The sequence below is a fragment of the Variovorax ginsengisoli genome, assembly GCF_030811835.1.
Lineage (GTDB): Bacteria > Pseudomonadota > Gammaproteobacteria > Burkholderiales > Burkholderiaceae_C > Variovorax > Variovorax ginsengisoli_C.
The window spans coordinates 139,784-152,260 of the sequence record NZ_JAUSRO010000010.1; the positions used below are offsets into that span (position 1 = coordinate 139,784).

At 67.3% G+C, this 12,477-nt stretch carries 10 protein-coding genes; 2 read left to right on the plus strand and 8 right to left on the minus strand.

The window, feature by feature from the left end:
• Positions 1-2 precede the first annotated feature (2 nt).
• From J2W36_RS16560 to J2W36_RS16575, 4 genes are read right to left on the minus strand one after another with little or no spacing between them, the layout of a single operon-like run.
• Entirely contained in the window at positions 3-875 is an 873-nt protein-coding gene (locus J2W36_RS16560) for a branched-chain amino acid ABC transporter permease (RefSeq protein ID WP_307690858.1), read from the minus strand.
• A gap of 3 nt (positions 876-878) precedes the next feature.
• A complete protein-coding gene (locus tag J2W36_RS16565; RefSeq protein ID WP_307690859.1) occupies positions 879-1,595 on the minus strand; it encodes an ABC transporter ATP-binding protein in 717 nt (238 codons plus the stop codon).
• Positions 1,592-2,395, minus strand: coding sequence for an ABC transporter ATP-binding protein (locus J2W36_RS16570; RefSeq protein ID WP_307690860.1), 804 nt, complete (start codon positions 2,393-2,395; stop codon positions 1,592-1,594). The genes J2W36_RS16565 and J2W36_RS16570 overlap by 4 nt, the downstream gene beginning before the upstream one ends.
• Positions 2,396-2,409: 14 nt before the next feature.
• On the minus strand, positions 2,410-3,588 hold the full coding sequence (locus J2W36_RS16575; RefSeq protein WP_307690861.1) for an acetyl-CoA C-acetyltransferase: 1,179 nt from the start codon (positions 3,586-3,588) through the stop codon (positions 2,410-2,412).
• Positions 3,589-3,820: 232 nt separating this feature from the next.
• Here J2W36_RS16575 and J2W36_RS16580 point away from each other — a divergent pair, with 232 nt between their 5' ends.
• Entirely contained in the window at positions 3,821-5,023 is a 1,203-nt protein-coding gene (locus tag J2W36_RS16580) for an ABC transporter substrate-binding protein (RefSeq protein ID WP_307690862.1), read from the plus strand.
• Positions 5,024-5,062: 39 nt separating this feature from the next.
• Here J2W36_RS16580 and J2W36_RS16585 read toward each other — a convergent pair whose 3' ends face one another.
• Positions 5,063-5,845, minus strand: a complete 783-nt coding sequence (locus tag J2W36_RS16585) for an SDR family NAD(P)-dependent oxidoreductase (protein ID WP_307690863.1) — start codon at positions 5,843-5,845, stop codon at positions 5,063-5,065.
• Positions 5,846-6,084: 239 nt separating this feature from the next.
• Here J2W36_RS16585 and J2W36_RS16590 point away from each other — a divergent pair, with 239 nt between their 5' ends.
• Positions 6,085-8,748 carry a winged helix-turn-helix domain-containing protein gene (locus J2W36_RS16590; RefSeq protein WP_307690864.1) on the plus strand — a complete coding sequence of 888 codons (2,664 nt, stop codon included), beginning with the start codon at positions 6,085-6,087 and terminating at the stop codon, positions 8,746-8,748.
• A 32-nt stretch (positions 8,749-8,780) separates the two neighbouring features.
• Here the strand turns inward: J2W36_RS16590 and J2W36_RS16595 are convergent, their stop codons facing one another.
• The 3 genes from J2W36_RS16595 to J2W36_RS16605 are packed head-to-tail and all read right to left on the minus strand — an operon-like array spanning position 8,781 to position 12,477.
• Positions 8,781-9,671 carry an SDR family oxidoreductase gene (locus tag J2W36_RS16595; RefSeq protein WP_307690865.1) on the minus strand — a complete coding sequence of 297 codons (891 nt, stop codon included), beginning with the start codon at positions 9,669-9,671 and terminating at the stop codon, positions 8,781-8,783.
• A gap of 60 nt (positions 9,672-9,731) precedes the next feature.
• A complete protein-coding gene (locus J2W36_RS16600) occupies positions 9,732-10,880 on the minus strand; it encodes an acyl-CoA dehydrogenase family protein (RefSeq protein ID WP_307690866.1) in 1,149 nt (382 codons plus the stop codon).
• A gap of 37 nt (positions 10,881-10,917) precedes the next feature.
• Positions 10,918-12,477 (minus strand): long-chain-fatty-acid--CoA ligase, encoded by a 1,560-nt coding sequence (locus J2W36_RS16605; RefSeq protein ID WP_307690867.1) that lies wholly within the window; start codon positions 12,475-12,477, stop codon positions 10,918-10,920.

The following is a 12,477-nucleotide window of genomic DNA, read 5'->3' on the forward strand; positions in this document are numbered from 1 at the left end:
GGTCAGACACGGGTGACGACGGTGCGGCCAAGCAGCCCGGCCGGCCGCACGATGAGCACGCCGACGATGAGCACCAGCGCGACCGACAGCTTGAGTTCGGTGCCGACCACATAGGTGCCGATGAGGTTCTCCAGCACGCCGACGAGAAAGCCGCCGAGCACCGCCCCGAGGGGGCTGTCGATGCCGCCGATCAGCGCACCGGCAAAGGCGTAGAGCAGCACGCCGGTCATCATGTGAGGGTCCAGGAAGACGACCGGCGCGACCATCATCCCCGCCACCGCGCCGATCGCGCCGGCCAGGCCCCAGCCCAGCATCAGCATGCGACCGACATGGATGCCCACGAGCCGCGACGATGCCGCGTTCTGCGCCGCAGCCCGCATCGCCAGCCCCAGCGACGTGAAGCGAAAGAACGAGAACAGCAAGCTCACCACGACCAGTGTGACGGCGATGGCGCCCACCTCGTGCGCCGACATCATGGCGCTGCCGTACCAAGCGTCCGACGGGAACGGGCTCGGGAACTGCTTGATCGTGTAGCCGAACAGCCAGCCCGCGAGACTCTGGAAGATCACCAGCAGGCCGATGAACACGACGACCACCGACAGCGCGGGCTTGTCGTGCATCGGCCGGATCACGACGAACTCCACCGCCGCGGCCAGCACGAAGGACAGCAGCACGGTTGCGATGAACGCCAACCAGTACGGCCACCCGGACTGGATCAGCATCCAGGCGAGAAAGGTGGAGAACATCGCCATCTCGCCCTGGGCGAAATTGATGTGGTGCGTGGCCTGGTAAATCATCACCAGAGCCAGCGCCACGCTGGCGTAGATGCCGCCCGATGCGAGCCCCGCGAGCAGCTGGTGCAGGAAAGCGTTCATGCGTCATTCACCCAGATAAGCGCGCCGAATGGCGTCGTCATGGCGGAGGTCGTTCGAGGGCCCGCACAGAACGACACGCCCTGTCTCCAGCAGGTAGGCACGCTCGGCCAGGTCGAGCGCGAGACGCGCGTTCTGCTCGACCAGGAGGATCGCTACGCGCTCCTCCTGGTTGATGCGCCGCATGATCGAGAAGATGTCCTTGACGATCAGAGGCGCCAGCCCGAACGAAGGCTCATCGAGCAGCAGCAGCCGTGGCCGGCCCATGAGTGCGCGGCCGATGGCCAGCATCTGCTGCTCACCGCCCGAGAGCGTGCCGGCCTGTTGCACACGGCGCTCCTTGAGGCGCGGGAAGTAGCCGTAGATGCGCTCCATGTCGGCGTCGGCACCGACCCGGCTGGTGCGTGCATAGGCGCCCAGCCGCAGGTTCTCCTCGGTGGTCAGGCCCAGGAAAGTGCCGCGACCATCGGGCACATGGCCCACGCCCAGCTTTGCAATCTGCTCGGTCGACCGGCCATCGATGCGCTGCCCTGCCAGCAGGATGCCGCCTTCGGTCGACACCATCGCCTGGCACAGGGCGCGCAGCGTGGTGGTCTTGCCAGCGCCGTTGGCGCCCAGCAACGCCACGATTTCGCCGCTGGCGACGTCGAGGTCGATGCCCTGCAGCACGCGCGTTGCGCCGTAGGCTGCGCGCAGGCCGCGCACTTCGAGCAGGGAACTCATGCGGTCACCTCCTCGTCCGCACCCAGGTATGCACGGATGACTTCCGGATGCGCCCGCACCTGCGCCGGTGTGCCCTCCGCAATCTTCCTGCCGAAGTTGAGCGCCACCACCTTGTCGGAGATGCCCATCACCAGACCCATGTGGTGCTCGACCAGCAGCACGGTGACCTGGAGGCGGTCGCGGATGTCGCGAATCAGCACGCCCAGGCTCTCGAGTTCCTCGTGGTTGAGTCCGGCAGCCGGCTCGTCCAGCAGCAACAACTGGGGCCGGGACGCAAGTGCGCGCGCGAGCTCGACCCGCTTTTGCGTGCCGAAAGGCAAGTCGGCCACGACACGCTCGGCCACGTCGCCCAGATCGAGAAAATCGATCAATGCCTGGGCGCGTTCCTGCGCCTGCGCTTCCGAGCGCGCTGCACCCGGCAGGCGGAACGCGTTACGCAGAAAACCCACATGGTGCTGGCTGTGGCAGCCCACCAACGCGTTCTCGCGCACGCTCATCGTGCGGAACAGCGCCAGGTTCTGGAAGGTGCGGCCGATGCCGATGCCCGCCATGCGGTGGCGCGGCATCGTCGACAGCGGATGGCCGTCGAAGGTGATCCGGCCGGCGTTGCATTCGTACAGACGCGACAGGCAGTTGAACAGCGTGCTCTTGCCTGCCCCATTGGGACCGATCAGGCCGCAGATCTGCCCGCGCTGCACGTCGAAGGACACGCCGTCGAGCGCCACGACACCACCAAAGCGTACCGAAACACCGTCGATGTGCAGCAGGGGTGGGTCCGCGCGATCGCTGTCATGGGCCATGGGGCGCTCTCTTGTCAGAGCCGCTCGATGATCGTGACGTTGGCCAGTCCTCCGCCCTCGCACATCGTCTGCAAACCATAGCGCTTGCCACGCTGGCCCAGCGCATGAATCAGCGTGGTCATGAGCTTGGCGCCGGAGCCGCCCAGCGGATGACCCAGTGCGATCGCGCCGCCATGCACGTTGAGGCGGGCCGGATCGGCACCCAGCGTCTGCAACCAGGCCAGCGGCACGGGCGCGAAGGCCTCGTTGACTTCGTAGAGATCGATGTCGTCGATCTTCATGCCGGCCTTCTGCAGTGCGCGCTGCGTGGCGGGGATCGGGGCCTCGAGCATGATCACCGGATCATGGCCGATCACGGTCATGTGGTGCACGCGTGCCAGCGGCTTCGCGCCCAGCGTCTTGAGGCCACGCTCGTTGACCACCAGCAGGCCGGCCGCGCCGTCGCAGATCTGGCTTGCCGTGGCCGCGGTGCAGCGGCCACCCTCGGCGATCAGCTTGACGCCCGCGATGCTCTCCAGCGTCGCCTCGTAGCGGATGCCTTCGTCGGCCACGTGCATCTCTCCGGTCTCGCTGCCATCGGCCATGCGCACGGCGACCGGAACGATCTCGTCGTTGAAACGGCCACCGCGCGTCGCGGCGATCGCGTTCTGGTGGCTGTGCAGCGCGTAGGCGTCGAGCTGTTCCTTCGACAGGCCGTACTTGACGGCGATCTGCTCGGCACCGGTGAACTGGCTGAACTCCACGCCAGGGTAGCGCGCGGCCATGCCCGGGCTCACATAGGAGCCAAGCCCGTTCCTGTACGGCAGGATGCTGGGAGTGCCCATCGGCACGCGCGTCATGCTCTCCACGCCGGCGGCGATCACGATGTCCATCGCGCCCGACATCACGGCCTGGGCCGCAAAGTGCAGCGCCTGCTGCGACGAGCCGCACTGGCGGTCGACCGAGGTCGCGGGCACCGACTCGGGCAGGCACGAGGCCATGACCGCGTTGCGCGCGATGTTGTTGGACTGCTCGCCGGCCTGCCCGACGCAGCCCATGATCACGTCCTCGATCAACGCCGGATCGGCATCGGTGCGCGCGATCAGCGCGTTGAGCACCTGCGCAGCCAGGTCGGCAGGATGCCAGCCGGAAAGACGGCCGTTGCGGCGGCCCCCTGCGGTGCGGGCGGCGGCGACGATATAGGCTTCGGACATGACGGTTCTCCAGTTTCGAAAGTAGGCAGCCTGGGCATTGTTCGCGCGGGGCCTGCAGCCAGCGTCGTCGGAACGGACGATTTTGGAACCAGCCTGCGTGGGCGCGCGGATATGGACCCCGACGGCGAATCACCGGCCTCCGCGATTTCGTCGCTTTCGACGATGTGCGCACATACCGGCGGCACGAACACTGCCGCACGCTCCACTTTCCAAGGAGCGACGGAGACAGACCATGCCGCTCAGACGCCACTTCATCGCCGCCCTGGTGGGCACGACCTTTGCCTGTTCGTCGCTGCACGCGGCCGAACCTGGCATCACGCCGACCGAAATCCTGATCGGCTCGACCCAGCCCTTCAGCGGCCCAGCCTCGGCCTACGGCAGCGCGGGCTTCGCGATCGAGGCTTACTTTGCCAAGGTCAACGACGAAGGCGGCATCCATGGCCGCAAACTCAGGCTCATGGCGCTCGACGATGCCTTCACACCGTCGAAAACGGTCGAGCAGACGCGCAAGCTGGTCGAGCAGGAAGGGGTGTTCCTGATGTTCGGCTCGCAAGGCACGGCAGCCAACGCGGCAGTGCAGAAGTACCTCAATGCGAAGAAGGTGCCGCAGCTGTTCGTGATGTCGGGCTCGCATGTGTTCCAGACCCCCGACAAGACGCCATGGACCGTGCCGGGCCTGCTCTCCTACTACGCCGAGTCACGGACCTATGCGACGCACATCCTGCGCAACACGCCCGATGCCAAGGTTGGCGTGCTCTACCAGAACGACGACTTCGGCAAGGACTACCTGCGCGGTGTCAAGGCCGGCCTGGGCGCACAGGCCGCCAGGCTGGTGGTGGCCGAGCAGAGCTACGAGGTCACCGATCCGACCGTCGATTCGCAGATCGTCGCGCTGCGTGCCGCGGGTGTCGACACCCTGGTGATGGGCACTCTCTCCAAGCAGACCAGCCAGGCGATTCGCAAGATCCATGACCTCGGCTGGAAGCCGCAGATCTACCTGAGCTACATCTCCGCCGCGGTCTCGCCCACGCTCGCAAATGCCGGGCTGGAGAAATCGGTCGGCATCCTCACCGCGACCGTGATCAAGGACCCGACCGACACGCGCTGGCACCAGGACCCCGACTACCTCGAATGGCTGGCCTGGATGAAGAAGTACTACCCCAAGGGCGACGTCAGCAACATGAGCAACGTCTACGCCTATGTCGCCAACAACACGTTGGTGCATGTGCTGCGTGCCGCCGGCCCGAACCCGACGCGCGAGGAGGTGCTCAAGCGCATGACCACGCTGACCGACTACGCCGCGCCGATGCTGGTGCCCGGCGTGACGCTGAGCTTCAAGCCCGACGACTACACGGGTTTTCGCCGCATGCAGTTGCAGCGTTTTGACGGCGCCAAATGGGTGCCGGTGGGCACGCCGATCGGCGACGGCGCCTGAGCCGCCGGCCGGGCACCCCGCGCCCCGGCCGGCAACGGTTCAGCGCGGCGACATGCGGATCGCGCCATCCAGGCGCACGCTCTCGCCGTTGAAGTAGCCGTTGGTGATCATCAGTTCGGCCAGCGTGGCGTACTCGGCCGGGTTGCCCAGCCGCTTCGGAAACGGCACCGAGGCCGCGAGCGCGGCCTTCACGTTGTCGGGCGCGCCCTGGAGCAGCGGCGTATCGAAGATGCCCGGGAGGATGGTGTTGACGCGAATGCCTTCGGCCATCAGGTCGCGTGCGATGGGCAGGGTCATGCCCACGATGCCGGCCTTCGACGCGCTGTACGCGGCCTGGCCGATCTGCCCGTCCTGCGCCGCGACCGAGGCGGTGTTGACGATGGCACCGCGCTCGCCGTCGACACCGGGCTCCAGCGTGAGCATGCCCGCCGCCGACTTGGCGATGCAGCGGAAGGATCCCACCAGGTTGATCTGGATGATGCGGTCGAAGTTGGCCAGCGGAAAATGCTTGACCTCGCCAGAGGCCTTGTCGCGGCTGGCCGTCTTGACGGCATTGCCGGTGCCCGCGCAGTTGACCAGCACCCGCTCCTGGCCATGGGCCGCGCGGGCCTTGGCGAAGGCCGCGTCGACCTGCTCGTCGGAGGTCACATCGACCTGGCAGAACACGCCACCGAGTTCGGCCGCCAGGGCCTCGCCCTGCGCCGCGTTGAGGTCGAACAGCGCGACCTTCACGCCATGGCTGGCCAGTCGCCGTGCGGTGGCCGCGCCGAGGCCGGAGGCACCGCCGGTGATGACGGCGGCAATGCTGGAATCGAGTTGCATCGGAAGTCCTTGAAGGAAAAGAAGAACGGAGCAGGCTCAGACGACGTCGTCGCGCGCGCCCTGACAAAAAGTTTAGGGACCGGATCTGCGAACCGGCATCGTCCGAAGCGACGAATCAGCGAGCGTCCTGGCGGCGGACGCCAAGGGTTTCCTGGGTTTTGAACCGCCGGTTTCGGCGGCAGAATCACCTGGCGAAGTCGCACTGATCGACGACCCTTCGCTTTTCAAGCGCCACCGCAATGCCCTCGACGTCTGCCCGCATTCTCGAAACCAAGCTCAGCCCGCCGGCCACCGTCGTCACCCAGGTGCTGCGCACGGCGATCAGCGAACAGATGGCCGCCGCCGTGGTCAAGCTGGTGCTGGTGCGGGCGCCTGCGGGCTTCGGCAAGACGACCGTCATGGCGCAGTGCCGCGAGCGCGTGGAAGCCGATGGCGTGGCCACCGCGTGGCTCACCCTCGATCGGGCCGACAACGACGTGCCCCGCTTCCTGCTCTGCCTGGGTGAAGCCGTGCAGCGCCTGGGCGTCGACGGGCCGCCGGCCGACGTCGCCCTGGATGCCGTGGCCGCGCTGGCCGCGCATGACGCGCCGTTCACGCTTTTCCTCGACGACTTCGAGGTGGTGCAGGAGCCTGCGGTCCTGGGCCTGGTGCGCGAGATCATCGAGCAGCTGCCGCGCCGCGGCCGTCTCGTGATCGGCACACGCAGCCTGCCCGACCTCGGCGCAGGCCGGCTGCGCGCGCGCGGCCAGCTGCTGGAGTTCGACACCGATCGCCTGCGCTTCAACATCGAGGAGACCAGCGCCTTCTTTGGCCGGCGCGCCGGCCAGGCGCTGCCCCATGACATGCTCCAGCAATTGCACCGCAAGACCGAGGGATGGGTCGCGGCGATCTGGCTGGCCTCGATGGCGCTCGAGCGGCACGGACTGGAAACCGGCTTCGTCGAGCGCTTTTCCGGCTCCGACCGATCGGTGGCGGACTACCTGGCCGAGGACGTCCTCGCGCACCAACCGCGGGAGATCCGCGACTTCCTGCTGCGCACCAGCATCCTGCGGCAACTCGACGCTTCGGTCTGCCAGGCGCTGAACCCACGCGCCGACTGTGCCGCCATCCTCGACCAACTGGCCGCCGCCAACCTGTTCATCACGCCAGTGACCAGCGAGGTGCCGGCCTGGCGCTACCACAGCCTTTTCGCCGACTTCCTGCGCGCACAGCTCGCGCGCGAGCAGCCCGACGAACTCACGCGTCTGCATCTCGCGGCCTCGGGCTGGTACGAGTCGCAAGGCCGTCCGGTGCCGGCGATCGATCACGCCATCGAGGGCGGCGACCATCCCTATGCGCTCACGCTGCTCGACAGCTACGCCGAAGCGTTTCTCGAGCAGGGCCGCATGCGCATGCTGTCGCGCTGGTTCTCGGCGATTCCCCCTCACCAGCTGCGCGAACACCCCTTCCTGCAGCTCATCGCACTCTGGGCCGCCAGCTTCACCTTCGGCCCCTGGGATGCGATCCAGAAGCTCGAGGAGTCGGGCTGCGCCGACAGCCCCATCCCCGAAGTGCGCGCCAGCGCGCGCACGCTGATCCCGCTGCTGCTGGCCATGCAGGACCGTTACGACGAGGCCTACGAGGCCGGCCGCGAAAGCCTGGCCCACCTGCCGACGGGCCTGCCCTTTGCCGATACCGCGCTGCTCAACGCCATGGCCAACATCATCTCGGTGGTGGGCGACCAGCACGAGTCGCAGCGGCTGCTCGACGCGGCGCGCAGCCGCCAGGGCCACAGCACCTTCAACCGCATGTACACCGAATCGCAGGAGGGCATGCTCGACCTGCACGGCGGCCGGCTGCGACAGGCGACGGCGCGCTTTCGCATGGCCGTCGATTCGACGCATGCGGTGTCGTACAACCACAGCCACGGCAATGCCTGGGCCGGCGTGCTGTATGCAGGCGTGGTGTACGAGGCCAACCAGCTGCTGCAGGCCGACCACCTGCTCAACGTGTACCTGCCGCTGGCACGCGACGTGGGCCTGCCCGACCACATGATCCTGAGCCATGTGATGCGCTCGCGCATTGCCTTCTACACGGGCGACATCGACGCCGCCTTCCAGGCGTTGACCGAACTCGAATACCTCGGACACCACCGCCAGTTGCCGCGCGTGGTGGCCGGTGCCAAGCTCGAGCGCTCGCGGGTGCTGCTGCTGCAAGGCAACGGCCCCGCTGCACGCGATGAGCTGGCACGCGCCGACGATCCCGCACTCTGGGACCGCGAGCGCCGTCAACGCCTGCCCGCGCACGACCTCGAATACCTCGCACTGGCACGCGCCCGCTGGGACATCCGCTTCGGTGACGCGCGCGCCGCGCTCACGGTGCTGGACGCCGAACTGCATGCCGCGCAGGCCGCTGCCCGCAGCCGGCGTGCGCTCAAACTGCGCGTGCTGCGTGCGCTGGCCCTGCAACGCGGGGGCGACGCAGCCGCGGCCATCGCAGAGATCGGTGGGGTGCTGCAGACCGCGAGCCAGGAAGGCTTCATGCGATTGATCCTCGACGAGGGCCCGGCCGTCGGCCTGCTGATGCAGCGTTACGCGACTGCGGCGCTGGAGGCAGCGGCCGACGCACGCAACGACCCGATCCTTGCCGAATACCTGCAACGCCTGCTGCAGGCCCTGGGTCCGATGGCGGCGCCGAGCGCGGAGGCCCCAGCGAACGACTACGGCGCCGAAACGCTCACGCGCAAGGAGATCCGCGTGCTGCAGTTGCTGGCCGAGGGCTACTCGAACAACGCGATGGCAGAGAAGCTGTTCGTCTCCGACAGCACCGTGCGCACCCACCTGCGCAACATCAACATGAAGCTCGACGCGAAGAGCCGCACGCAGGCAGTCGCCATTGCACGCAAGCTCGGCGTGATCCGTTGAGGCGTTCCTCCTGCGGCCTGCTGCGGCGCGGCTCAGGCCAGCCGCTGGCGTCGGTCGGTGGCGTCCCGCTCGGCGATTTTCTCGCGTGCGCGGCGCCAGTCGGCATCGGTCCATTCGGCCATGCGCGAGAAGTTCCCGCCGGTCGCCTGGTACTGCCCGCCGTCGATGGCGATGGTCTGGCCGTTGACGTATTCGGAGCCCGGCCCCAGCAGGAAAGCTGCGAGATTGGCCAGCTCGGGCATGCGGCCGTTGCGGTCCATCGGGTTTCGGTCGGCCTTGTGTTCGCCGCCGCCCGGGTTCAGCCGCGCACTCATCCCCTCGGTCGGGAACAGGCCCGGCGCAATCGCGTTGAAGCGGATGCCACGTCCGGCCCATTCGACGGCCAGCGACTGGGTCATCGCATGCAGCCCCGCTTTCGACATGGCCGAGGGCACAGTGAAGGGTGAGCCGTTCCAGACCCAGGTCGTGAGGATCGACAGCACCGAAGCCGGCTTGCCCTCGGCCAGCCAGCGCTTGCCACAGTCCAGCGTCATGCAGAAGCTGCCGCGAAACACGATGCTGGCAATGGCATCGAAGGCGCGCGGCGACAGGTCTTCGGTGCGACTGACGAAGTTGCCCGCGGCGTTGTTGACCAGGCCGTCGAGCGCGCCGCCGTCGGCCCATATCTCGTCGAGCAGGGTGCCGATCTGCGCCTCTTGGCGGATGTCGCAGGCCTTGGGAATCACGCGGCCGCCGTGCGCGGACGTGAGTTCGGCCGCGGTCTGTTCGAGCACCGGCGCGCGGCGGCCGCAAATGTAGACTTCGGCGCCCAGCAACAGCAGCGCCTCGCTCATCACGCGGCCCAGGCCGCTGCCGCCACCGGTCACCAGGTAGCGCTTGCCGGCCAGCAGACCGGGCTTGTACATCAGATCGTCGAGGGTCATGAAAGAAGATTCCTTGGGGCCGTTCAGCGGCCCAGGTCGTTCGGTTCCTGCGTCAGGGCTTCAGAGCGCACGAGAGATCACCTCCTTCATGATCTCGCTGGTGCCGCCGTAGATGCGCTGGATCCGCGCATCGGCGTACATGCGCGCCACCAGGTACTCGTTCATGTAGCCATAGCCGCCAAACAACTGCAGGCATTCGTCGAGCACACGGCCCTGTGTCTCGGAACCCCAGAGCTTGGCCATGGACGCCGTGGCGGTGTCCAGCTTGCCAGCCACCAGGTCTTCGACGCAGCGGTCGATGAAGGCACGGCCCACCTTGATCTGCGTGGCGATCTCCGCAAGCTTGAACTTGGTGTTCTGGAATTCGGCGATCGGCTTGCCAAAGGCCTTGCGGTCACGCACGTAGTCCAGCGTCGCCTGGTAGGCGCCCTCCATCGTGGCCAGGGCGGTCACCCCGATGATGGTGCGCTCGTACGGCAGGTCGCCCATCAGCTGGAAGAAGCCCTGCCCCTCGGCACCGCCGAGCACGGCGTCGGCGGGTACACGGACATCGTCGAAGAAGAGTTCCGAGGTGTCCTGCGCCTTCATGCCGATCTTGTCGAGCACGCGGCCCACCCGGAAGCCCGAGCGGCCTTCGGTCTCGACGATGAGGATCGACGTGCCCTTGGCGCCCAGTGCGGGGTCGGTCTTGGCTACCACCAGCACCACCTCGGCCAGGAAACCGTTGGTGATGAAGGTCTTCGAGCCGTTGAGGAGGTAGCCGTCGCCGTCCTTCTGAGCCCGCGTGCGGATGCCTTGCAGGTCGGAGCCCGCTCCCGGCTCGGTCATGGCGATGGCACTGACCAGTTCGCCACGCGCCATGCGCGGCAGGTACTTCTGCTTTTGCGCCTCGGTACCGTGGTTCAGGAAGTAATGCGCCACGATGGTGTGCACGGCGGTGCTCATGCCCGTCAGACCGCGTCGCGACATTTCCTCGTAGAAGACGGCCTCATGGCGGAAGTCGCCGCCACCGCCGCCGTAGGCCCCGGGGATGTCGGCGCACAGCAGGCCGAGCGCGCCCGCCTTGCGCCAGATGCCATGGCCGACGTTGCCGCGCTGGCGCGCGGCTTCGTCATGAGGAACCATTTCGGCCTCGATGAAACGAACCACGTTGTCGCGGTACAGCTCGAGGTCCTCGTCGCTCCACGAGCGTCGGAAATCGATGGGCATGCAGGTATCTCCTTGTCTTGTATGAGGCAGCCAGCCGTCAGTTGACACGCCGCTGGCGGCCAGCCCAGTAGGGCTCGCGCAACTGGAACTTCTGCAGCTTTCCCGCGGCCGACAGCGGCAGGGCATCGCGGAATTCCACGCTGCGCGGCGACTTGTAGCCCGCGATCTGGCTGCGGCAGTGGGCAATCAGCGCGTCGGCCTCAAGCGCTGCGCCCGGGCGCAGCACCACCACCGCATGCACCCGCTCGCCCCACTTGTCGTCGGGCACGCCGATCACGGCCGACATCAGCACCTCGGGCAACTGGGCGATCGCATTCTCGACCTCCGCCGAATACACGTTCTCGCCGCCGCTGACGATCATGTCCTTGATGCGGTCGACCACGTACAGGAAGCCCTGGGCGTCGATGTAGCCGCCATCCCCCGTATGCATCCAGCCGCCGCGCAGCGCGTCTTCGGTTTCGTTGGGTTTGTTCCAGTAGCCGCGCATGACCATCGGCCCGCGCGCCACGATCTCGCCGACCTGGCCCGCGGGCACCTCGTTGTCCTCGGCATCGACGATGCGGATCTCCACCATCGGCAAGGGCTTGCCGGTCGACCGCAACAGCCGCTCGCGGTCGGGTCCGGGCAAATGGCAGCGCGGCGGCAGCAAGGCCACCGTGGGCGCCAGTTCGGTCATGCCATAGGCCTGCGCGAAGCCGGCGCGCGGGATGGCCTGCATCGCCTTCTCCAGCAGCGGCACATCGATGGGTGCGGCGCCGTAGACCATCAGGTCGAGACTCGACAGGTCGAACTCGGCAAAGCGCGGGTGCTCGATCAGCCGCCGAATCATCGTCGGCACCAGGAAGGTCTCGGTCGCGCGCGACGACTCGATGGCCTGCAGGGTCGCCAACTCGTCGAACATCGGCAGCACATACTGCGGAGCCAGCCGCACCACGGCCTGGATCGACAGGCCGCAACCCGCCACATGGAACATCGGCGTCGTGATCACGATCGCGGGCTTGTGCGCCGTGCGCGGCAGCGCCGCGATCGAACCCAGCGCGTCGATGTAGAGGTTGCCGTGCGTGAGCATCACGCCCTTGGGGCGGCCTGTGGTGCCCCCGGTGTACATGATGGCAGCGAGCTCGTCGGCGCTGTGCGGTGCGTCCTCGCCAGGCGTGCTGCCGGCCAGCAGAAGCTCATACCCCAGCATGCCATCGGGGACCGGTCCGTCGCCGCAATAGATCACCGTGCGCAAGCAGGTTGAAAGCGTGCGCAGCGCGGCCACCATCGAGACGAAGGTGTCGTCGACCAGCAGGATGCGCGTGTCGCAATCGTCGAGCGAGTAGGCGATCTCCTTGGGGTTCCAGCGGATGTTGACGGGGTTGACCACGCCCCCACCCCACCACACGCCAAAGAAGTACTCGACAAAGCGGTGCGAGTTGAGGCTCAACATGCCAATGCGTTGGCCCGGCGCCATGCCGAGCGCTTGCAACGCGGCGCCCAGCCGTGACGCGCGTTCGGCAAACTGGCCGAAGTTCAGGCGCGTGTCGCCGCAGACCACGGCCGTTGCATCGGGACTCTCGCGCCGGCCCTTGTGCAGGGGTTGGGTCAGGATCAT